Source organism: Paenibacillus sp. FSL H7-0735 (genome assembly GCF_038008505.1).
Lineage (GTDB): Bacteria > Bacillota > Bacilli > Paenibacillales > Paenibacillaceae > Paenibacillus_AQ > Paenibacillus_AQ odorifer.
Map to the genome: position 1 here is coordinate 5,984,616 of NZ_JBBOZH010000001.1, position 22,099 is coordinate 6,006,714.

At 46.2% G+C, this 22,099-nt stretch carries 20 protein-coding genes and 1 riboswitch; of the genes, 2 read left to right on the top strand and 18 right to left on the bottom strand.

What is annotated here, in order from left to right; all coding sequences use genetic code 11:
• The first annotated feature begins 81 nt into the window (after nt 1-81).
• The gene (locus NSS82_RS27070; protein ID WP_036679693.1) at nt 82-1,149 is read left to right on the top strand and encodes a glycosyltransferase family 4 protein; all 1,068 of its coding nucleotides are present in this window, start codon (nt 82-84) and stop codon (nt 1,147-1,149) included.
• A 76-nt stretch (nt 1,150-1,225) separates the two neighbouring features.
• Here the strand turns inward: NSS82_RS27070 and NSS82_RS27075 are convergent, their stop codons facing one another.
• The 12 genes from NSS82_RS27075 to NSS82_RS27130 all read right to left on the bottom strand — a co-directional run bounded on the left by NSS82_RS27075 (nt 1,226) and on the right by NSS82_RS27130 (nt 12,769).
• The gene (locus NSS82_RS27075; protein ID WP_076272757.1) at nt 1,226-2,263 is read right to left on the bottom strand and encodes a glycosyltransferase family 4 protein; all 1,038 of its coding nucleotides are present in this window, start codon (nt 2,261-2,263) and stop codon (nt 1,226-1,228) included.
• Nucleotides 2,260-2,982 (bottom strand): glycosyltransferase family 2 protein, encoded by a 723-nt coding sequence (locus NSS82_RS27080; RefSeq protein ID WP_036679696.1) that lies wholly within the window; start codon nt 2,980-2,982, stop codon nt 2,260-2,262. Before NSS82_RS27080 ends, NSS82_RS27075 begins: the two co-directional genes overlap by 4 nt.
• 34 nt (nt 2,983-3,016) lie before the next feature.
• Nucleotides 3,017-3,592: a class I SAM-dependent methyltransferase gene (locus NSS82_RS27085; RefSeq protein WP_036679697.1), complete on the bottom strand. Its 576-nt coding sequence runs from the start codon at nt 3,590-3,592 to the stop codon at nt 3,017-3,019.
• A complete protein-coding gene (locus NSS82_RS27090; RefSeq protein ID WP_076272756.1) occupies nt 3,576-4,313 on the bottom strand; it encodes a glycosyltransferase in 738 nt (245 codons plus the stop codon). Before NSS82_RS27090 ends, NSS82_RS27085 begins: the two co-directional genes overlap by 17 nt.
• Nucleotides 4,310-5,281 (bottom strand): NAD-dependent epimerase/dehydratase family protein, encoded by a 972-nt coding sequence (locus NSS82_RS27095; RefSeq protein ID WP_076272755.1) that lies wholly within the window; start codon nt 5,279-5,281, stop codon nt 4,310-4,312. The genes NSS82_RS27090 and NSS82_RS27095 overlap by 4 nt, the downstream gene beginning before the upstream one ends.
• Complete coding sequence (locus tag NSS82_RS27100; RefSeq protein ID WP_076103694.1) at nt 5,278-6,117, bottom strand: dTDP-4-dehydrorhamnose reductase family protein; 840 nt, start codon at nt 6,115-6,117, stop codon at nt 5,278-5,280. Before NSS82_RS27100 ends, NSS82_RS27095 begins: the two co-directional genes overlap by 4 nt.
• Nucleotides 6,114-7,100, bottom strand: coding sequence for a polysaccharide biosynthesis protein (locus NSS82_RS27105; RefSeq protein ID WP_036679704.1), 987 nt, complete (start codon nt 7,098-7,100; stop codon nt 6,114-6,116). Before NSS82_RS27105 ends, NSS82_RS27100 begins: the two co-directional genes overlap by 4 nt.
• Nucleotides 7,090-8,184, bottom strand: coding sequence for a non-hydrolyzing UDP-N-acetylglucosamine 2-epimerase (wecB, locus tag NSS82_RS27110; protein WP_076103696.1), 1,095 nt, complete (start codon nt 8,182-8,184; stop codon nt 7,090-7,092). The genes NSS82_RS27105 and wecB overlap by 11 nt, the downstream gene beginning before the upstream one ends.
• Before the next feature lie 447 nt (nt 8,185-8,631).
• Nucleotides 8,632-10,104: a glycosyltransferase gene (locus tag NSS82_RS27115; protein ID WP_052097299.1), complete on the bottom strand. Its 1,473-nt coding sequence runs from the start codon at nt 10,102-10,104 to the stop codon at nt 8,632-8,634.
• Nucleotides 10,105-10,274: 170 nt separating this feature from the next.
• Nucleotides 10,275-10,445 carry a hypothetical protein gene (locus tag NSS82_RS27120; protein ID WP_155288192.1) on the bottom strand — a complete coding sequence of 57 codons (171 nt, stop codon included), beginning with the start codon at nt 10,443-10,445 and terminating at the stop codon, nt 10,275-10,277.
• 53 nt (nt 10,446-10,498) lie between these two features.
• Nucleotides 10,499-11,614, bottom strand: coding sequence for a CgeB family protein (locus tag NSS82_RS27125; RefSeq protein WP_036679773.1), 1,116 nt, complete (start codon nt 11,612-11,614; stop codon nt 10,499-10,501).
• A 54-nt stretch (nt 11,615-11,668) separates the two neighbouring features.
• Entirely contained in the window at nt 11,669-12,769 is a 1,101-nt protein-coding gene (locus NSS82_RS27130) for a CgeB family protein (RefSeq protein ID WP_036679709.1), read from the bottom strand.
• Nucleotides 12,770-13,024: 255 nt separating this feature from the next.
• Between NSS82_RS27130 and NSS82_RS27135 the strand changes: the two genes are divergently transcribed.
• Nucleotides 13,025-13,783, top strand: coding sequence for an AAA family ATPase (locus NSS82_RS27135; protein ID WP_036679711.1), 759 nt, complete (start codon nt 13,025-13,027; stop codon nt 13,781-13,783).
• A 145-nt stretch (nt 13,784-13,928) separates the two neighbouring features.
• Here NSS82_RS27135 and wsfD read toward each other — a convergent pair whose 3' ends face one another.
• The 6 genes from wsfD to NSS82_RS27165 form a co-directional block, all read right to left on the bottom strand.
• A complete protein-coding gene (gene wsfD, locus NSS82_RS27140; RefSeq protein WP_076103701.1) occupies nt 13,929-15,344 on the bottom strand; it encodes a glycan biosynthesis hexose transferase WsfD in 1,416 nt (471 codons plus the stop codon).
• A gap of 8 nt (nt 15,345-15,352) precedes the next feature.
• Nucleotides 15,353-17,251, bottom strand: a complete 1,899-nt coding sequence (locus NSS82_RS27145) for an LTA synthase family protein (protein ID WP_076103703.1) — start codon at nt 17,249-17,251, stop codon at nt 15,353-15,355.
• Between the two features lie 206 nt (nt 17,252-17,457).
• Complete coding sequence (locus tag NSS82_RS27150; protein ID WP_143761267.1) at nt 17,458-18,627, bottom strand: hypothetical protein; 1,170 nt, start codon at nt 18,625-18,627, stop codon at nt 17,458-17,460.
• On the bottom strand, nt 18,624-19,196 hold the full coding sequence (locus NSS82_RS27155; RefSeq protein WP_076272754.1) for an RNA polymerase sigma factor: 573 nt from the start codon (nt 19,194-19,196) through the stop codon (nt 18,624-18,626). The genes NSS82_RS27150 and NSS82_RS27155 overlap by 4 nt, the downstream gene beginning before the upstream one ends.
• Nucleotides 19,197-19,325: 129 nt before the next feature.
• Complete coding sequence (locus tag NSS82_RS27160; RefSeq protein ID WP_076272753.1) at nt 19,326-20,663, bottom strand: 5'-deoxyadenosine deaminase; 1,338 nt, start codon at nt 20,661-20,663, stop codon at nt 19,326-19,328.
• Between the two features lie 70 nt (nt 20,664-20,733).
• Nucleotides 20,734-20,832, bottom strand: a riboswitch (purine riboswitch).
• A 524-nt stretch (nt 20,833-21,356) separates the two neighbouring features.
• Nucleotides 21,357-21,506: a hypothetical protein gene (locus tag NSS82_RS27165; protein WP_341109909.1), complete on the bottom strand. Its 150-nt coding sequence runs from the start codon at nt 21,504-21,506 to the stop codon at nt 21,357-21,359.
• Nucleotides 21,507-22,099: the final 593 nt, after the last annotated feature.

Genomic DNA, 22,099 nt, shown 5'->3' on the forward strand with positions numbered 1-22,099 from the left:
GTGCAGATCGGCGTATCTTATAAACAGTAAGCCATATCTCAACAAGTCGGTATTGCTCCGCAAAAGTCAGGAGGCTTGTGCATGAAAGTTCTATTTACGTTTTATGTACCGAGTGGCGGGGTGGAGACATTAAATAAGCTGCGATGTGAAAGTCTCCAGCGAAGTGGGATCGAATGCCATGTTTTATATCTAATGCCGGGTTCAGGCCAGAATACGACCAATTTTCCGGTATTTGTCTCATCTTCAGATGAAGAAATTAAAAATTTGCTGGATACCCATAATTACGATGCTATTATTGTTACATCAGATTATTTATTACTGAAACGTCTGCGTGAACTCGGTTACCGCGGTATTATGATATACGAATCTCAAGGCCTTGGAAAACGCAGTCATGCGGAAACTCTGATCAGAGATGCTGTCCCTTATTTACGTTCTTATTGTAATGCGGTACTAATCCCGCCAACCGATCATTTGTTGGAGCTGTTTATTGAAATCTGTCCCTGGCTGCATCGTTATGTAATTCCGAATATTGTTGATGTCCAGTCCTTTCAGCATATCCCTGCTGAACCTCCGGCTAATCCGGTTATCGCTTGGGTAGGCCGGCTAGAGAGCAATAAAAATTGGCGGGAATACTTGAGAATCGCCCATGAAATTCGCCTTTATAAACCAGATCTTCATTTGTGGATGTTCCATGATCCTAATTTAGCCGCAGAGGATCAAAAACAATCCTTTCAGGAGGAGCTACACGCCTTAGGGCTGAATGATCGTCTAAGTACTTTTACCAATATTCCTAATCATGTAATGCCGATTTATTATTCCTCGATAGCCAATTCTGGTGGATTCCTGTTAGCCACCTCCATTACAGAAGGATTTGGATATGCTGTTGCCGAAGCGATTTGCTGCACTTGTCCAGTACTTAGTACAGATTCCGATGGTGTCAGATCCTTTATTGTTCATAATGTCACGGGTAAATTTTACCCGCTTGGCAATATTCCAACTGCCGTCAACGAAGGACTGGAGCTTATGAACAATATTCCTCTGCGAGAGGGTCTCCGTCAGCAAGGAAGAGGATATATGGTCTCACGCTTCGGAACCGAGAAGTATGCGCAGTCTTTTCGTGAAATGATGAATTCATACGCCATCTTCTAACCGAAATCAAGCAAAAAAACCTTCAAGCCACTTCTCAAGTGGTACTGAAGGTTTTTTATATTTTAAGGACATATTACTAAGAGTTCCTCGCTACGATCTCAAACAGTGCATTCTGAAACAATTGTGTGCTTTTTTCCCAAGTGAAATGCTGTGAATCCTGCTCCCCCTTACGAGCCAGCCGCTGGCGTAAATCCGGGTCTTTAATTAAGGTTAAGATATCATCCGCGAGCCGATTCTCAAACCGGTAGGACATTAAGCAGTTGTGGCCATGCCTGCCATATTCCATATTCCCACCGGAGTAAACAGTAACGAGTGCTGCTCCACAACGCATAGCCTCGATGCCTGGTAGCGATCCCGTATCATACGTACTTGAGCTTACAAAAATATCACTCTCACTATAATGGTAACAAAGTTCAGTATCATTTGCAGGAGTCCTTATATGATATCTTTCATCCATTAATAAAGTTTGCAGTGTAGTCGACTCAGCAAATTCACCAGGAGGAATAATCAAATAAAGTTCAACTTCTGGATGAAGTCTTCTGACCCGATTTAACTGTTCAAGCAAATAATCTTGTTCACGATGACCTGAGAATCCTCCCTCCGGCTTTCGCATAACCGCGGAAACTACAAGCTTATTTTCAGGTTCACGAATGTTCAGGTTTCTAAAAACAGGATTCACACCAATGGGCACGATTGTCCCCTTAATGCCATGATTCATCTGGACGATTTCTTGCTGCCAGCGGGAAAGTACGAGCAGATTGCTGGTTAAACTATAAGATGCAAAAGAACGGCTATTGTCAGGTAAAAAAGTGGGCTCGTAGCAAAGTGCTAAGCGAATATGAATCCCTTTCCCCTCATTACTTGCCTGCTGCGATACCTCGACTGTGGTATAAAAGTTGGAGACAATCACGTCCCCCACTGGAAAATCGCTGGCCGACAAATCATCATCTGCCGCATAACGCAATTCACAATTTATCTCGTATTCAACGACACCATCGCTGGGCAAGAGGATCGTAATTTCATGACCGATCTCTGACAGACGATTAGCCAGTTCTGCCAGCATCCGTTGTGCTCCGCCCCTAGATAGAGTTAGAACAGGAAATATTAATTTCATTCCCCTCTCTCCTTTAGCAGCAGATGCGATAGAACCCCGTGATGTTTTGCTTGTACCAGTTCTATCTCTCTTTTCTGCGCCTCACTATGAATCACTGAGCCCATCTCTTGATGCACTCGATAATCAAGCTGCGGATGCTCAATATAAGACCAGCTAAAATGCGGTAAAATACGCAGCCATAAATCATAATCTTGAGTATATAACAACATTTCATCGAACGTTCCTACAGCACGAAATATATCCATATGAAGAAGAACTGTACTCCCATTCACCGGACAACCCAACATCATAGTCTCAATAAAATGGGCCCTGCTGCTAAAAAGCATACTTACCGTATCTGAGATCCGTTCTCCCTGCTCATTTATATAATAATAGGCTGTATAGTTAAACAAAGTGCCCGTACTTTTGAGCTTTTCTATTTGGTTTTTGATTTTATCCGGGTGAAATTGATCATCTGCACTGAGCCAGGCAAAATACGTTCCGGTAGCCACTTCTATCCCTTTGTTCAAAGCAGAGGCCGTCCCGCCATTATCCTTTTGTATATAAATGATCCTGTCACGGAAGGGAGTCAACTTCTCCAGCCATAGGGTAGAACCGTCGTCGACTACAATGAGTTCTATATTCGGATAGCTTTGATTCAAGACACTTTGGATGGCGAGATCCACATACGAACAGTTATAAAATGGGATGATCACCGATACTTTAGGTTCTTCACTCATACGCGCTCACCTCCTTCACCCGGAGCTCAACTTTTTATACTGTTTTACAAGCAAGCAAGGCATCTACTGGTGCATGGTCTTCACCGAACGCTTCTCGAAACGATGGGTTTTGGGCATGATGGAAGCCTTTCAGTACCGTTACCTCATACCCCAGTGCAATAAAATCCTCCGGCTCCCATCCGCTCCGGTGCTTTTGATAATGCTCCCCCTGCAAATGATAATGATCCATACCCTCCTGTGGAAAAAAGCCCCGAGGGGTAAATACAACTACTCGGTTATTGGCGATTCTTTCGGCCATCCCGAGCAGTGTCTTCGCTTCATTTTTATTAAAGTGCTCTATTGAATCAATAAAGGTAACCGCTGAAAATGTTTTGGGGAGGAACAATTTATCCATATGACTGGCATCTGCATGTACCGGAATAATATGAGGTGACTTATATTGACGATGCAGCAGGTACGGCCTGTGAATTTCTAATCCAAGCACTACTGCGGCTTCATATCGTTCAAGCAGGGTACCGGTGCCGCTGCCGATATCCAGAATACTCTCGCAGAATTTCAACTGTTCCAGTAAGACTGGCAGAAAGTCATTCACTTCAATTTCCCGGTACATTACCTTCAGCCCCCATAGAAGAAATCAAGTGCTGCAGCGAATTCTTGTAGCGGGCATTGGTCGCAGCTGCCTCTGCCATAATTACATCAAAATATTTGATCGTTCCCATGCCATCATGAGTCCGGTAAGCTGTAAGTGATTGATTCAACATCACAGGTGGATATCCGTTCAGAATGGCGCGGAACCATAAGTCATAATCATGTGTGTAAGGAAGTGATTCATCAAAAAGCCCTATGGCTCCAAACACCTCTCGTTTAAACATCACCGTACAGCCATTAATAGGATTACCGTGTAAAAAACAACGTAAGTAATCCAGGTGACTAGGAAACAATGGCGCAGCATTCAGCTGAACCAGCTGCGATTGAGCGTTAATATAATTAAAGTTGGTATAGGAGATTAACAAGTGGTTCTGCTCCATGAACAGAACCTGATTGTTGATCTTATCCCGATAAAATAAATCGTCTGAACTAAGCCAGACCACATAGTCCCCTGTTGCATTCAAAATGCCGTGATTCAGTGCGGAGGCGGTTCCCCCGTTGCCTTTGCCCAAATAATGAATTCGGGAGAGATACGGTGTAATTAGATTGCTATGAGCGTGCGAGCCGTCATCGACAATAATGATCTCGTAAGGTTCCCAAGACTGGGAGAGCGCACTTTGCAGGGCGTGTTCAATATAAGGACAATTATAAAAAGGAATCACTACCGAAACCTTCGGTCTCATAACAACCTCCCCTCCCCGTTAACTCGGTAATAATTCAAAATATCCATTAACGATTGGCTAAGCCCAATCTCCGGACGCCAGCCCAGTGAAAACACATCAGCCTCAGGGGTTGATGCTTCTGAATGAACCTTCTTATCCGCTGTGGCTGCGATCTCTGAAATAGCCCGTTCAGCATCTGCAGGTCCCCAGTCCATTGGCACTGGTCCTACAGAATGACTGAGCAGCTGCTCCGCGATCTCCCCGAGTTCCCGCTGCTTCCCCGAATCGATGCGATAGATGGTTCCATTTGTACCTTTACGCAAAATGTAGTCATAAGCTCTAACGGCATCTCTAACATCTAAAAAATCACGCAGCGCATAACGAGAAGAGAGCTTAAATGGAGGTATTTCCTCATCTGGCTGGACTTCACTTCGAACAATGTGCTGTGCTAATAAAGAGCAGAAGCCGGTGGAAGGACCGGGACCAATCAGATTACACGGCTCAGCCAGCAGAACCGGCTGTTTAAATAAGGTGCCCCAAGCGAGGGACACCAGCTCTTCTATTGTTTTGCTAAGGCTATACGGGTGTGGTGGCCCAGCCACCACACCCGGTTTGAACTTAAGTCTGGAGCCTGCCACTAGAATCCGACTGCTCGGCAAGCTTCGCATTGCCTCTAGTAAATATAAGGTGGCCATCACATTTGTCTCCATATAAAGCAAGGGATTAAGCCATGACTCGGGTACGGAGTTCTTCCCAGCCAAATGAAGGACAGCGTCCGGCGCAGTTTGCTTGATCATCTCAGCTACTGCTTTCCGGTCACTTAAATCACAAACATATATCTTTACTCCTTCTGGAAAAAGAGTGGAGGCAGCTGTCGATTGCGGCCGCAATACAGCGATAACCTCAGCCCCTCCAGCCGAAAATAATCGAACCGCATGTTGCCCGGTGAATCCACCGGCTCCGGTAATCAGAAGTCTTTGCCCTGTCATAAATACATCTCTGACTGTTTCATCCAGTCAGCCAGTTCCTGCAGCATTAAAGGATATGAAGGCAGCGGCAAGAGGACATCCGCTCTTGTATTCACTAGTGTACGATCCTGAATATGTTCATCCTCAGGGATGATCTCCACATTTTCTTTATGAAAAGCCGCCTGAATATGCTGAAGCAGCTCATATTTACTTACTGGCTCTGGATGCGCTAAATGGATCAGCCCCGATACGGAGGAATCCAGCATTACATCCACTGCTTTGGCTAATTGGAGCGTTGTGACCCCGTTCCACATCACCCGCCGGTATCCTGAAACTTTACCACTCTGCGCCAGGAACCAATCCATCAGACCAATACCGCCTGAGCGGATTTCGGGGCCAATAATGGAAGTGCGAATCGTAAGATGCCCGGGTTTTTGCACCTCACCGAGGCTTTTCGAAATTGCATATACAGAGGTTCCATCAGGAGCATCCTCTTCGGTGTACCCTCCGCGTGTTCCTTCGAACACGCAGTCGGTACTGATATGGATGAGCCTTGCCTGAACATCCTCCGCCTTTCGCCACAAGTGATGAGGGAGAAAGCCATTCACGTGGTAAGCCCCAATTTTGTCACGCTCCGCGAATTGATTGAGAACCCCCATTGCATTGATAATGCAATGAGGGGAAACGATATCGACCAGCTTCTCAACTCCGGCTATATCGTTCGCATCTACATACAGCCCGCCAAGATCGCTCTTATCCCGGGTTGTATGGAAGACGTGATGCTTGCCCTGGCGGCGAAAATAATCCGCCAGCATATGCCCCGCCATACCGTTTCCACCTAGGATAAGCAGCTTCATTGCAGGAACCCTCCCCGGATCAAGATGCTTTTGATCTCTTCCCGATCCATCAGATTCGTCTCTGAACTGAAGCTATTGAAAGAGACATGAGGATAAGCGCTATAATGTGCCTTTAATTCCGGCATGTTCAGCGTAGGGAGAATTACTAGATACTGTTCATCGTAGACAACGGTAGTTAAGCTTTCGAAATCACTCATCAGAATCTCGTGGATTTTCTCCCCCGGACGAATCCCGGTCTCGACAATACTCACATTGGACTCTCCGGAAGCTTCAATCAGCACCTCAGCAAGATCGATAATTCGGCAGGTAGGCATAGTCATGACGAAGATTTCTCCACCCAAGCTAACCTCAGAAGCTTTAAATAATAATGTAATAGCATCGCGTAGGGTAAAAAAGAAGCGGGTCATTTTCATATCCGTAATGCGTACCTGACCCTTATCCTTAATCTGCTTCATGAACAAATGCACGACGCTGCCGTTCGTTCCGAGCACATTACCTCCGCGTACAGTAACGAACCGGGTGTTTGAGCCAATCAGATTGGCATAAACGAACAATTTTTCCCCGATCGCTTTGGTCATTCCATAGAAGTTGGATGGGTTCGCAGCCTTATCGGTAGAGATGTAAATTGCTTTTTCAACGCCATTTACAATGGCAGCTTCGATCACATTTTGAGTTCCCACTACATTGGTTTTGAGTGCTTCATAAGGCTGATCTTCACAGACTGGAACATGTTTGAGCGCCGCCAGATGAAAGATGTAATCAACGCCACGGCAGGCTGCAATCAGCGCATCCTTGTCACGGATATCGCCAATGATAAAGCTGAGACGTTGATCTTCAAACTCCCGGCTCATCGCCACTTGAGCGGATTCACTGCGGGAGAATACGATGATTTCCTTAGGATTTTGTGGCAGAAGTTGCCTAATCAGCTCATGCCCCCAGGAACCAGTTCCGCCTGTGACCACAATCCTTTTATTATTGAACATGCAGGTTCCCTCCAAGCAAGAATTTAACTACCTTGACCGAAACATCCGGAGTCATGTATCCTTCCGGTGCCTCCCAATCCCGATTGAGCGCCGTCATCAGCTTGACGCTGCGAAGAATACTTTTCTGATCTACACCTGAGACTACATTGCTGCCACAATCCACTGTTTCTGGACGTTCCGTCGTTCTGCGAATCGTAACTGTTGGCACTTTCATCAAGCAGCATTCCTCCTGTACAGTCCCGCTGTCGGTGATGGCACATAAGGCGTGCTGTTCCAAATAGACAAAATCAAAAAATCCGAAAGGTTCATGAAATTCAACTAGTGGGTTCATTGGAAGGGAAAATTGCTCGGTAAGTTTGGAGCGAGTGCGAGGATGAATGCTGCATATTAAACGAATTCCAAAATGCTCAGCCACTGCGTTAAGACCCGACATAATTTGTACAAGGGACTCTGGATCGTCTACATTCTCAGCACGGTGGGCCGTGACTAGAAAATACTGTCCTGAGGTAAGCTTCAGCTGCTCCAGAATGTCGCTAGTTTGGATTTTGTGCTCAAAATGGGTCATGACCTCATGGATCGGATTTCCTGTTAACACGATACGCCTGCTGGGGAAACCTTCGCTGATTAGATGTCTTTTGCTCTGCTGCGTATAAGGCATATTAATGGTCGAAACGGCGTCGATGACACGGCGGTTTTTCTCTTCTGGTACTTGGAGGTCATAGCAACGGTTGCCCGCTTCCATATGCACCACCGGAATTCCCATACGTTCAGCCAAAATCGCGCATAACGCGCTGTTCGTATCGCCCAGAAGCAAGACACGATCTGGCTGTTCTTTTAGTAAAATGCTTTCTAACCCTCCGAACATGGCGGCAAGCTGACCGCCTAGTCCTGCTTGTTTATCCTGCAGCACATAATCCGGTGCCCGCAGTCCCAGCTCAGCAAAGAAAATACCGCTGAGACTGGCGGTGAAGTTCTGGCCTGTATGCACCAGGATGTGCCGCTCAGCATGTTCGTCGAGAAGCGGAATGATTACACTGAGGCGAATGATTTCAGGCCTCGTGCCTAAAATCGTCATGATCTTCATGAGTTCACTCCCCTGCCTGTTTAATTATGGTCTGACTTGGCTCAGTCAGCGGACTGTGCTCTGGTTGCTGGATTGAGCTCATTTAGCGGGATTTATACCGCTCATTGCGTTCAGATTGCTGGATTGAGCTCATTTTGCGGGATTTTTACCGTTCATTTGGCTCAGGTTGCTGGATTGAGCTCTTTAAACGGGATTTTTACCGTTCATTGCGCTCAAGTTGCTGGATTGAGCTCTTTTTGCGGGAAATGTACCGTTCATTTGGCTCAAGTTGCTGGATTGAGCTTGTTTTGCGGGATTTATACTGCTCATTTGGCTCTGGTTGCTGGATTGAGCTCATTTAGCGGGAATTATACCGTTCATTTGGCTCTGGTTGCTGGATTGAGCTCAATGAAGAGCATTTTTATCTCTCTTTGTACTCAGCTTGCCACTTCGCTGCAATCGAGGCATTTACGCCGCGCGCCGCCGTCCACCGCGGCGGGCCCGGCGGCGCTTGCCCCCGGCGGTGCTGCGCCGCCGGGCAGAACCTTTACGCCGCTTGCGAGCAACGCGGCGCAAAACCAACGGGCGCCCGCTTCGCCGGCGCGCCCGGGCTTTGCCGCGCCGCTTGCGGGCGACGCGGCTCGGCAGGCCCTTGCTTCGCGGCGGCAAAGCCGGCGACGCTGCGGGTAAGTCAGGCTGGACAGCGGGTGGTTCCACCACCACCACGCTGTCAGCCTCGCGCACCGCGGGTGCGCTGCAATAGCGGAGGTTCCACATCTCCGCAAGACCCTGCAGGCGGCTCCGATAAGCCGCCGGACCATAGACGGCGTCGACGCGCTCCCGCGCTTGACTGCCTATAGTTAACGCCATTCCTGGCTGCGCCAGCATGACGTTGACTCTTTCTGCCAGCGCGGAAATGTCCGATGCTGGCACGAGATTTTCGCCGCAGCCCGCTGCGTGCAGAATTTCTCGTAAACCCCCAGAGTCGTAAGCGACCACGGGTTTTCCAAAAGCCATTCCTTCCAGAGCAGTCATGCCGAAGCCTTCGCGGATCAGACTAGGAACCACTAGCACATCCATGGCGCAATAAGCGGATGGAAGGCATTCAGCATAACCAACAAATTTAAACCGGGTGTACAGTCCCTCAAGCTTCACCTTGCGGACACAACGCTCATAGTAGCTTTTATCACCAGCAGACCCAATGACAACAAATTTCGAGCTTGGATGAACCGCGTGCACAAGCACAGCCATTTTCACAAAATGTTCTAGCCCTTTTTCCTTGTTGATAAAAGAAGAAATATAACCGACCAGCTGTTCATGCGGTTTAACCCGCAATTCCCGCCGCCGTTCGCTCCGAAGCTTGCTCCAAGCCTCAATCATCATCTCTTTATCATTCCAAGAGGGAGGCAGCTGGATCACTTTTTCCGCTCTCACGTCCTCTGGAAAGCAAGCTGCAGCTGTTTGTGAAATAGCTAATATCTCATCACTATTCCGATGAATCAGCCCTACACTAATAGGTGTATATTCATTGTCTGTTATCGTCTCTGATATTTTCCATATCACCGGAATGCCCAGTGACTTTGCAGCCATTGCTGGCAGAGCATGCACACAGGTACTTGTAATAACAAACGCCGGGCGCAGGGAATTCAGCCAGTCTGTTAACTCGTGATACTCCCTGCTTTCCTGGAATTTCTGAGCATCTGCCTCCAACCCTGCATAAGGAGTGTACATTCCATATAAAAGAGGAATCGAAAGCAACTGTACACTTATTCCACAGCTTCGAGCCTGAGAAGTCAGCTTGCCGTCCTGAGGCGCAACGAGGATACAATTAAAGTACGGAGAAAGCTCCTGAGCGAAAAACAACAATAGCTTCTCCGCTCCCGTAATACTGCGTGTATTGGATACATGTGAAAAGAGGACGATTGTAGCTTTGTCAGCCATGGCGTTTCGGCGCTCCCTAACGAGGGGCCTGGAGCAGCCATTCACCTCCTTAAAAAATTTACAAACTTTGCGCTAAGTTCTATCCTTCGCAGTAAAACTCTCTTTGAAAATGGTCGCTCCTGTGACTCGCAACATCGCTTCCGCTTAGCTCTAGAATCTCGTCAGTCAATTCACTTCGCTCCCGAGCTTCGCCCCTTCGCTTCCACTCTGCTCTCGAATCTAGCCAGTCGCTTCCGCTCCGCTATACAAGCCCGCTCCAGACGTTGCTTCTTTTCATCAGGCCACAGGCATAAGCTGAGGTTCGGTTCTACAGTATATCGAGGAAAAACAGATGCCGGCACGACACCTGTCCCCTGGTAAGCGCACATTTCCATTCCATTTTCGGGCATATGACCTAGCCGTAAATTACTGTTAACAGCTGGTGTATACGTTTAGTGTAGGTGTGATCCTTAAGCGTCCGTTCAAAAGCGCGCAGTGCTATCGCACGGCGTTCTTCCTCATGAGTCAGGTAATAACGGATTTTATCCATCATTTCTTGAGGGCTTGCAAAAGTCTCAATTTCTTCACCAGGTTTGTAAAAGGATCCCATATCATCTCTGGCATCCACTAATTGCAGCGTACCCGTTGCCGCGATTTCAAAAGTACGCGGATTAGGAGATACCGCCGGAATCGAAAGCGTATTGTTGTTCACTACTTCATCAATGTGCGAGCGGTGGAGGTTGATGACGATTTTGGATCCGCTGTAAGCTACCGCGGTTTCTTGTGGTGACATCCATTTGCCAATCTCAATTCGATCTCCATAGAGTGCCGCCTCAGGCAGACGGTCCCACCAGATGCCATTAATCACCGTGTTATAGTTCATCAAATCCGGAAGAATCTCACGGAAGAAATTAACCCGGTTCCAATAGGCAGAGCCAATAAAACTAACTTCGCGATTCAATGGTGAACGTGTTGTAGTTGGACGGTAATGCTCGCGGTGAGCGGCAAAAGGAAGATAATGAACTTCAGGGCAGCCAAGTCCCTTATAAAAATCAATACAATTACGCTCAAGCGTGAACACAAAATCGTAATGTGCCACAATTTTAACTGTAAAATCAGTGTAATAAGGATCATCTGTAAGCCAAATGGCTGTCTTAATCCCGCTAGCCCGAAGAACGGAGATCTGCTCAAGCGGTAAATCCATACCGTCCAGCACAAGTACCAGATCCGGTCTTTGCGCGGCGGCTAACTCCACTAAGTTTTGGCGTACATCCGTTATCGTGACTTGTGCGGTTAATTTTTGCAGCGCGTAGAGGACTGCATCGTCTAATGGAGAGTAGGGATATCCTTTACCAGAAGCCACATACATTACATGAATATTCCGTACAGGAAATACTTCTTCTGGCCGACCATCCAAAATCGCAAGCCGCCCCCGTAAATATCCCTCATCATATCCGCCCTTAAAACCACTCAGACGACCACGAAGCTTTTCTTCCTCTGGAGGTGTCAGAGGTAGCGGTGGTGCAGGCATAATAAATTCATTGTTGTTCATCATCATCCTCGCTCCTTTGTCCCGTTATAGATTTCATACACTTGAAGCAATCACATTCAGCAAATGAGGCAAACGCGCAGTGAATGTATGGTTGCGCATGGTTGTCTGTAGTCCCCGTAAAGCGTAAATTCGGCGCTCTTTTTCATGCTTCAGATAGTACTCAATCTTCTCCTGCAATTCCTTAGCAGAGCCAAAAGTATCCAAGTCATAACCTGGTCGATAATAATTGCCCAGATCCTCACGAACATCCGTAAGCTGCATAGTACCGCAGGCACTGATCTCATAAGTACGCGGATTGATAGAGCGTGATGGTAAACGGAAGCTATTCCGGTTATCCTGCCCCTCCTCCCACGGACGGTGAATATTAATGACTAGCTTTGCGCCACTGTAATAGTTCGCAGTTTCCTCAGGCGGGATAAAGCCATTGCTAATAAAAGGGGCAAGCTGGTCATAAGTCGCAAGCCGTTCCCAGAACCCCCCAGCGATCAGCACCTTCTTATCCTTTAGATAGGGGGCAAGTTCATCAAACAGCGCTGTCCGATTATGAAATGCATTGCCAATAAACACAATGTCGTACTTATACTGCGGTGCCGTACGGCGTGGATAGAACATCTTTGGATTGACGCAAAGCGGTAAATAATGAACGGATGGAACCCCAAAGGATTGATAAAACTCCACACAACCGAGCTCATGCGTAAAGACGTGATCATAATGCCGGCAAATCACTGAAGTATCCTCTGTAAAATAAGGATCATCCACAAACCAGATCGCAGTCCGAATGCCCAGCTTTCTGATTTCTGTAATCTGTTCTAAATGATTTTCCGGAAAAACATGCAGTCCATTCATAACCAGCACTGCCCCGGGCATCTCCCGAGCCGCAGTCTCCAGCATAGCTTCTGGAGTGCTTATCACAAGCTCACTTACAAGCTGCTGAAGCGCCTCAATTACCCCAGTATCGATTGCATGGAACCCTTGAGGAACATACATTAGCTTAAATGGCCGAGAGGCTTCGACCTCTACAGTACTCCGACGCTGCACAGCCTCACACATGCCGAGACGATATCCTTCGTGATAACCGTCGCGATAATCTCGCGGACGCTTGTGTTTTCTCCTTTTTGCTTTCACGGCCTTCACCCTGCCCCGTTGTATTCTCAAGACAGTATAACTATATGCGGAGTCAGCACTCGCCTCATGGACATCTGTCATTACTAGAATTAAATTGGCAGATGTACCCTGTCTTTTGCCCGGCTTGCCCGAACTCCGTCAAGATTTCATCCACTCGCTGGATGCTGTTATACTATAAAGGTCTAGCTAGAGGCACTAAACTTGTCATCTCTGTCCAATCTGTCCGAAGATGATTATTTTTTGAAATTCACAAGGGGGGGAACTATGAATAACACCACGTTGTATTTGCGACACGCGGAGCTGCTGCGTGATCTGGTGCCATCCTTTCAAACCTATCCTTTTCATCTGCCTGCTGTTCGAACGCTGGATCGCCTGACTTTTCAAAAACCAGTGACCTTTCTTGTTGGAGAGAACGGCACGGGCAAATCAACCTTGTTAGAGGGAATTGCTGCTGCTTGGGGCTTTAACCCTGAAGGTGGAACGCTAAACTTTTCTTTTAACACTCGTTCCTCGCATTCGAGTCTCTATGAGTATTTTAGAATTGCTAGAGGGGTTAGACGGCCGAAGGACGGCTTTTTTCTACGTGCGGAGAGTTACTATAATGTGGCTTCTTATATTGATGAGTTGGATGAACAACCCGGTGGCCCACCGATCAAAGACTCCTACGGAGGCAAATCTCTGCATGAGCAGTCCCACGGAGAGTCTTTTTTAGCTACGTTCGTTCACCGTTTCGGCGGCCGCGGTCTTTATATCCTCGACGAGCCTGAAGCAGCGCTTTCCCCCTTACGTCAAATGTCTCTGCTGGTGCGTATGCATGAGCTGGTCGGGCAGGATTCACAATTTATTATTGCTACCCATTCGCCGATTCTGATGTCCTATCCCGGTGCTGAAATTTTTCTCTTGGAGGGAGAGGGAATACGTTCCGTCGCCTTGGAGGAAACTGAACATTATACCGTGACCAAAGCGTTTATGAACGATCGTCAAGGGATGCTGCGTGAGTTATTTGAGGATGAACAAGCATAAATGCCTTCGACGGCTATAAGGACGGTAAGCGTTTAAGCGAGAAATATAAGGATAATTTACAATATGGAACATATAAATTCTTATATTTTAATAAAAACAGCAAGTCTCCATAATCGGAAACTTGCTGTTTGATTTGTTCCATAAGCTAACGTCTTACAAATCCCACTACCTTGTGAACAATCCACCCAAACATGACCACGACCATCATATCGAAGCACACATTAAACAAGAATAAATGCTTACCGATGTCAGCCCTTCCGTCCCCAAGAATCGGAACCAAGAAGGAGAAAATCCCTATTAGCCCTAGCAGCATCAGCAGCTCGCCGGCAATTTTGCCGCGAATATCTCTGCTGCGGAAATACTGGAACAAGGCTCCCGCAAAATACACCAGATAGAATATGGAGAGAAATCCGAGCGTGTGCGGAATATGTTTATTTTTGAATTGGCTCCATCCACTGTAAGTATAGGATAATGCACCTGCTGGTTTATTCTCGCTTTTCTCGTAGTTTCCTAGATAATACGGGCGAATCGCCATGCTGTTGCTCGCAGCATATTTCATATTATCTATCAACCGGTCCGGATGCTTCAGATAGAAGAACAACACATCTTTATGAGATACACGGTCATAGAAGTCCGGAACCAGCGAAGGATCATCCTGCTTAATCACTGTATCGGTCTGAAAATAATTCGTACCCGCCAGTACCTCCAGCCGCTCCGGTAATCCGAGATCCTGCAAGTCGCCCTTCACATCCGGCGATTCGTTTAAAATCCCAAAAAACACCGTTTGATACAGATTAATATGCTTCAGATCTTTTGGCGCTGCCACATACAAAACGATGGATACAAGAAAGATGGCAATCGAAAAACGTAAAGCCAGCTTCCTCCATTTGCCCTCTCCGTCAAGCATCATAAACCGCAAGAAAATCAGAGCAAAGGCAATCCCAATCGGTGCATTCTGGATTTTGGAGGTGACCAGAAACAGAATCGCGATAAAAAACAAAGTTAATCCTTTAGTGGTTGGCTTCTCTTGGCTAGTTAATCTTAATCCTAATGCAAATGTCAGCAGCATAAACACCATCGACACCGGTTCTCCAAACAAGGAGTTGAAATAGGCCACATACCCGATATCGTAAAATACAAATAAGATAGCTGCACCCAACAGCAGCCCTGTAACATAAGAGCCACGAGCATTATACTTCACCAGCAGCCAAGTTGCCGCCAGTAAAAGAAGCCCATAAACTGCACCCAGCAAACGAACATCAAAAAAGCTGCCATGGATGAGCCCGCCGATCAACCTCGGCACAAGCACTATAAAAATCTGTGAGGAAGGATAAAAGCCCCTAAACAAATCCTCATACGCAAAACGAGAATGGCTAAAGCTGAAAAACTGATCGGCATACGATGCAGCAGTATCGTAGTAGTTCAGACCGATGGTATTCATCATACGCAGAAAATCTCCATTATCGGCAACACCAATAAATGGCCCTACGAATAGCAAATAAATAATGATACCGCAGCCGGCAAGGCCTACGAGATACTCCGGTTTCCAGAACTTTTTCATGATTCCCCCTATCTCTGTGGTAACAGCTTCACATATTCGTCGGACAAATTCATTAGCTTCAAAATATAATCATAATCAGTCTGATATTTTGTAAAATCCGATACTGGCTTAAGCGTATCCAGCGACACAGCTTCACCATCAGCAAAATCTTTACCAGGCACATAGAGAATATCATCATTAAAAAATGAACCGGAAGGTAAATAATACCGCATCCCTAACACGTTACGATCAATGTTCAAGAGGTCATGACCAAATGCTGTATAACCTTCTTCCCTTAAAGAAACCCCCAATAGGTTAGCTATTGTAGGAAGAATATCCAACTGTCCACCTGTTCGCTCTACTACCTTCCCTTGCTCCATTCCTGGTACATGTACAATCAATGGAATATTAAAGCGACTGATCCGGGAATCGTATGGAATCCCCAGTGCACTTTCCACTTGCTCCGGTGGAACATCCTGCGGCTGCAAGCCAAAATGATCACCATACATCACCAGCACAGTGTTATCCCACATTCCGTTTTTCTTCAAACCCTCTATTAAAGTTCCAATGGCATAATCAGTATAGTTAATAGCAGTCAAATAATCGCCAAGCATCGTGTTTTTCAACTCATCAGGCACTGAGATCTTCTTAAAAGAGTCCGGAATTTGGAAGGGATGATGGCTGGATGCCGTCACCATTTGTGCGTAGAAAGGAGTTCCTTTCTTCTGCAATTCTGCCATTTTCTCGACACCCGTAATATAAAGCTGTTCATCGGAAGCACCAAACGCATTAAAATGATCATTAGTAAAATAATCTTTGTCATAATAACCGTTAAAGCCAAGCGCTGGATATAGCTCGTTCCGATTCCAAAAGCCTACTTGATTCACGTGAAAGGTGTACGCCTCATATCCTTTATCTCTCAGCAGACGTGGTAGGCTCGGCAGTTCTCTGTCCCCGAATCCAGTGGACATTGCCAACGTCCCGATTGGATAAATCGACGTGTTGCTCATAAATTCAGCGTCAGAAGTATTGCCCGGACCAATCTGTTGGTAGACATGGGGGAAGTAAAATCCCTCATCTGCCAACTTGTTCAACACTGGAGTCAGCTCTTGACCCTTCAGGGATTGATGCAACGGGAAGTTTTGAAAAGCTTCCATTTGAATGACAATTACATTTTTGCCCTTTTGCGAGCCGAAATACTCAGGTGCTGTGCCCGCGGCCTTACTACTATAAGGATAGGAAGCTTGCAGCTCATCAATCTTCGCGATTGTATCCTTAATATCTCCGGTTCCAATGAGATTGTTATCTTCCTTGACCTTGATTGCGGCAACGACCTCATAATTCAGGAATCCGGCACTTTCTGCCTGCACAAGTTCATTTGTAATTCCCCGCGCAGAATTGACAGAATTGGCCGAAAAAGCAAAACCTCCAAGAATAGCCACCAGAATCACCATCATATGTGCCAATCGTGTGTTCCGGGAGCTGAATCGCTCACGCTCATGCGGATAGGCTTTTCCATGCTTCCATCTGCGGATCAAGACATAGATCACCATGATCACAAGATCAGCGAAAAATAAATAATCAATAGTCTGTATCGTTGATTCTACGCTTGCCTTCACTTGAAATACCTGATTCAGTTCATATAAAGCCAGATACGTCGGAACAGAACCAAAGTGATTGAAATATACACTGGCTGCGAACAGCAGCAGCGATAATATCCCGTTAAATGTCCAATAGACGGCTGTTCTCACCCGCGAAGGAGTAATGACCGTCAGAATCCCCATGATGAAGAGGACTGGAGCAACATCTGCTGCAATCCACTCCCAAGCAATTCTATCAAAGAACAGCACTCTTAGCAGGAGCAGCTTCAACCATAGCAGCAGGACAACAATATAGAACTGAGCTCGATTCGGCCCGTGCTTTTTCACGTTTTAATCCCCTCTTACCTTTTCATTTGTTCTGATTATGAAATCTATTCATCTTTTCTGTAAAATATCAGATTGTTCTAGTATAACAATACTTACTTTTTTTATCAAAAATGTGCACCGTTCGCTCCCACTACAAATAGGGAAACCCCACGCCTTTTCGGCTGTGGAACCTCCCTATTTAAGCCTATTATGTTATGCCCTTCAATCTAAGACTGGCTTGCTGGCGAATCCTCTTTCACCTTCCAGATCGTTAAATCACTATCATAATATACAGTGATCTCAGGACTGCCAAGCTTATGAAAGGTGAGATTCCCGGGCTCCTGATCTCTTTTAAGCAAGCTATATTCGCCCACATCAGCAACGCTAAATATCTTAGTCAGCAGAGGCGCGGCCTTCTCACGTAGACGATCCCCATCAATTAGAGACAGCTCACGGTCTAATACCGTTAGTTGTTTGGGATCTGTTTTATCACTAGCACGAGGATTTGTATCACTAATCTGCTCAATCCTTCTAGTAACAGTATCGAGCGTAACCGAAACCTTTGATCCGTATTGCAGCGTAAGTCTATCCTGATCCTTGTCCATAGCCCGAAATACTAAACTAAGCTCTTCATCACCTCCGTTACCTCTCAACACCTTCAATGCCTCTTCCCCAGCTTGACGCGTCTCTTCTGATACCGCCGAGGCCTCAAGCGTGGCTGATGCGTAATCGAATTCACCATTTACAAATCCGATACGCCATTTCTCCGCCCTAAAGTTATTTTCAATTTTCACGCTAGAATGTTGTGTAGCATCATATTCAACATATCTGAGCACATCATAAGCTGAATCATTCGCATAACCCAGTTTGCCCTTGATCTCTTCCGCACGGGTTTTCATTTCAGCGTCGATCTCTGCAGTTGTCAGCATCGCGCTCATCTTCGTTTGCACCAGTTCTCCTGTCTCATAATCGATCCAGATATATGCGGAGTCCTCATCTTTCTGGTAAGAGTAAAATATCTGCTGTTGCTCCTTAAGCCATTCCCGGTGATCTAGCGGATAAGTCTTTCCAAGTAAACTCTGCATCACCTGATCTGCGTTCCGCTGTAGCTCAGCCTCCGTGAAATGCGACGAAACCTCAGTTTGCGCAGGGTTGCTTGATTCATTACCAAGGAACCTTCCGTTCAGAAAGAATATGCCTAAGCCCAACAGTACAATAAAACTTGCCACAGCCCACATTTGCACAGATAGTCTTTTTCCTGAAAAAGATTTCGTTCCCTGTTGATCTTCTTGAATTCGGCGAATGACGTTGTCTGCATGCCTCATAGTAAACTTTTCATTTCCAAAAGGTCCTTTTCGGGCCTGAGCATACCATTCCGGTTGATGATCCTCCATCATTCTACCCCCTTTAATTTGTTCTGAATTTTTTGCCGCGCTCGGTGCAATCTTGATTTTACCGTTCCGTGACTCAAGTTCATCAGTTCAGCTATTTCTTTTATAGAGAGCTCATATTTCAAATCCAGGACCAATATTTCGCGCAGCTTGGGAGACAATGCCATAATTAGATCCCATATCTCACCAATGGACTGATTACCCAAATACTCCATCTCCGCAGATCGGGCTACGCCAAGAGGTTCGATAGTTTTTTCCCGCTGCTTCACATCAACCGTGGACAATGGCTGTACACCACCCCATAAGCCCGAACGAAAAAAGCGCGATTTCCGGTGCGAAAAAACAGTATTCCTGGCAATCGTAAGCAACCATGCTTTAAATGAAGAATTCCCCCGGTACGTGCCAATCCGGTAATAACATTTAATGAATACTTCTTGGGCCAGATCATCGGCCTGTTCAGAATTTTTGGTAAGATAATAGATATAATTCCATATATCCTCTCCGTAACGGCTCATGATTTCTCTAAGTTGCTGTTCATTCATCGTCTCGCTATGCTGAAGACCTTCCAGTTCCAATTAGCTTCACCTCACTTAATACGACCTCATAAAAGGCACTTTAGTTCCCTTATGTTCATATTTTCTCATAAAAAAACAGGGGGTCCAGTGATCCCCTGCAAATAAAGATATCCGAATCGCCCTCTCTCCTCAAACGATCGAGGTATGCGTAAGTAATCTTTTAATAGAACGGTTAGCTTCATTTAGTACAATTTCTTTATCCACAGTCTTTAGCAAACCTCTTTCCATCACGATCTCCCCGTCGATTATCGTTGTCTCCACATCTGCCCGCGTAGCGGAATATACAATTCTAGAGATGGGATCTACGTCATAAGAGGGAAAAGTATGAAAATTGTAGAGATTGAGGAGCACTAGATCTGCTTTTTTGCCTACCTCGATACTCCCGATCTTATCCTCCATCCCTACGGCCTTCGCCCCACCAATAGTAGCCATACGGAATACGCTGCGGGCATTCATGGTTGTGGGTCCGTGATGAGGCTTTTGAATAATCGCCGCCAATCGCATCTCATTAAACATATCCAGATTGTTATTGCATGGAGCGCCATCCGCTCCCAGACTAAGAGAAACATGCTCATGAAGCATCCCTGGTGTGTCCGCAATTCCGGAGGCCAATTTCAGATTGGAACCCGGGCAATGACTTACATGCACCCCTCGATCCCGCAAAATCCGCCGCTCCTCAGCATCCAGCCACACGCAATGCGCCAGTATAAGCCGTTCATTGGCTAATCCTAGATGATCCAGATAGACGATGTTACGCATGCCAGTCATGGCCTGCACAATCTCAATTTCCCCTAAATTCTCAGATGCATGAGTATGCACCTTCACATCGTATCTTGCGGACAGATCCCGCACCTCGGTTAATAAAGGCTCTGTACAGGAAATCACAAAACGTGGAGAAAATGCATACTGAATCCGGCCGTTTCCATAACCATTCCATTTTTCCAGTAAATCGACACTTTCCTGCAAAGAAGATGCGGTATCCTCCTGCAGCGCCTCAGGCACATCTCCCCCTTTTTGATCCATCATCACCTTGCCGGACAAGGCCCGGATTCCACTTTTAGCTATAGCCTGAAACGCAAAATCCGTATGATGGACAGTCTCCATATCCACAATCGTCGTCGTGCCGCTGGTGATCAGTTCGCCGATGCCAAGCATAGCCGAATAATATAGGGATTCTTCATCATGCGCGGCCTCTAATGGCCAGATTCGTTTGCGCAGCCAATCCATCAGCTCCAGATCGTCCCCTTTACCACGGAATAACGTCTGGCATAGATGAATATGAGTTTGGATAAAACCCGGAATTAATGTACGGTTCGTAGCATCAATGATCTTCTCGTCACCCTGCGGGATCAGGCCAGTGCCGATTTCAACGATGAGATCATCCTTAATCCGGACATCCCCGTGTAAAATTTCCTCTTGCTTGTTCATCGTAATGATTTCGGCATTTTTGATCAAAATATTTCCCATAGCCCTTCTCCCCCTCATTGAGTTAATTCCAGCACAACTTCACGCCTGTAAAGCAAAAAGGCCACAAAAATATGCCTGAGCATATTTTCGTAGCCAGAAATTTACGGTTCCCGGTAGAGACCCTTAAACCAATTATTAAGGATATACGAAAAAAGATCTATTCATTTGTAATTTGAATAGTCCAATAATAATCTAAAGACAGGTTACATGTCAACATACATGACACACAATATCGATTATGTATTTTAAATAGTGATTTATAAAAGGAAATCAGTATTACATGTTATTTTAAATAACACATAACACTTTTTGATCACGATTATTCTGTTTGAAAAGATTTGTGATTACGCTACCTTGTGAATTGTGTCATATTTACTGTCATAAAAACATAGAAAATAAGCTATCCGAGAGCTATTTCATGGCTTAAGAGACAGCCGTTTCGTACGATAAGGTCGAACATTTCGAATGATTAGATCGGCCATTTCGGACAGTATCTCTGCTTACTCTAACGCGTTGTGCTAAACCGCTGTGCATATAGCGCGGTATGGTGGACTGGTTAGAGCCCGAAAGTGTACGTCTAGCTCTATTCATCATTTGAACCTATGCCTTCCCTACTGCTACTCAACTGCTACTTCAGCACTGCTACGGCTACTACACTACTCCTACTTCCGCACTTCTGCGTTCCCCTTGTGCCTATTCCACTGCTACGTCTGGAGCTTCTGCTTCTGCTTCTGCTTCTGCTTCTGCTTCTGCTTCTGCTTCTGCTTCTGCTTCTGCTTCTGCTTCTGCTTCTGCTTCTGCTTCTGCTTCTGCTTCTGCTTCTACTGCTCTCGCTACGTCCACACCACAGGCGAGTCATAATCCTCCCAAGTACTTTCGGACCCAGATGACGCTATTTGCACATTTATCGCCTTTTGAGCAAGATTTCGGACTCCAGTGGCGCTATTTCCTCGTTACAGGTCCAAATGCAGTGTGTTTTATACCAATAGCTGCTCTGGAGTCCGATAGCATTCCAAATGTGGTGAAATGCCACGTTTAAGGTCTGCTGGGTCCGTTACTGTCGAGTCACACTCAGCCACTGATGCTTTCGGACCCAGATGACGCTATTTGCACATTTTTCGCCTTTTGAGCATGGTTTCGGTCTCCAGTGACGTTATTCCCTCGAAACAGGCCCATATGCAGTGTGTTTTATACCAATAGCTGCTCTGGAGTCCGATAGCATTCCAAATGTGGGGAAATGCTACGTTTAAGGTCATCTGGGTCCGTTACTGTCGAGTCATACTCAGCCACTGATGCTTAAGGACCCAGATGACGCTATTTGCACATTTTTCGCCTTTTGAGCATGGTTTCGGGCTCCAGTGACGTTATTCCCTCGAAACAGGCCCATATGCAGTGTGTTTTATACCAATAGCTGCTCTGGAGTCCGATAGCATTCC

Bases quoted from the DNA above. Each gene is read 5' to 3' on its own strand.
- NSS82_RS27135 (WP_036679711.1), top strand. From the start codon at position 13,025: ATGAATAACACCACGTTGTATTTGCGACACGCGGAGCTGCTGCGTGAT.
- NSS82_RS27100 (WP_076103694.1), bottom strand. From the start codon at position 6,117: ATGAAGCTGCTTATCCTAGGTGGAAACGGTATGGCGGGGCATATGCTG.
- NSS82_RS27080 (WP_036679696.1), bottom strand. From the start codon at position 2,982: ATGAGTGAAGAACCTAAAGTATCGGTGATCATCCCATTTTATAACTGT.
- NSS82_RS27150 (WP_143761267.1), bottom strand. From the start codon at position 18,627: ATGATGGAGGATCATCAACCGGAATGGTATGCTCAGGCCCGAAAAGGA.
- wecB (WP_076103696.1), bottom strand. From the start codon at position 8,184: ATGAAGATCATGACGATTTTAGGCACGAGGCCTGAAATCATTCGCCTC.
- NSS82_RS27125 (WP_036679773.1), bottom strand. From the start codon at position 11,614: ATGCCTGCACCACCGCTACCTCTGACACCTCCAGAGGAAGAAAAGCTT.
- NSS82_RS27085 (WP_036679697.1), bottom strand. From the start codon at position 3,592: ATGTACCGGGAAATTGAAGTGAATGACTTTCTGCCAGTCTTACTGGAA.
- NSS82_RS27095 (WP_076272755.1), bottom strand. From the start codon at position 5,281: ATGACAGGGCAAAGACTTCTGATTACCGGAGCCGGTGGATTCACCGGG.
- wsfD (WP_076103701.1), bottom strand. From the start codon at position 15,344: ATGAAAAAGTTCTGGAAACCGGAGTATCTCGTAGGCCTTGCCGGCTGC.
- NSS82_RS27160 (WP_076272753.1), bottom strand. From the start codon at position 20,663: ATGGGAAATATTTTGATCAAAAATGCCGAAATCATTACGATGAACAAG.
- NSS82_RS27075 (WP_076272757.1), bottom strand. From the start codon at position 2,263: ATGAAATTAATATTTCCTGTTCTAACTCTATCTAGGGGCGGAGCACAA.
- NSS82_RS27070 (WP_036679693.1), top strand. From the start codon at position 82: ATGAAAGTTCTATTTACGTTTTATGTACCGAGTGGCGGGGTGGAGACA.
- NSS82_RS27115 (WP_052097299.1), bottom strand. From the start codon at position 10,104: ATGGCTGACAAAGCTACAATCGTCCTCTTTTCACATGTATCCAATACA.
- NSS82_RS27090 (WP_076272756.1), bottom strand. From the start codon at position 4,313: ATGAGACCGAAGGTTTCGGTAGTGATTCCTTTTTATAATTGTCCTTAT.
- NSS82_RS27105 (WP_036679704.1), bottom strand. From the start codon at position 7,100: ATGTTCAATAATAAAAGGATTGTGGTCACAGGCGGAACTGGTTCCTGG.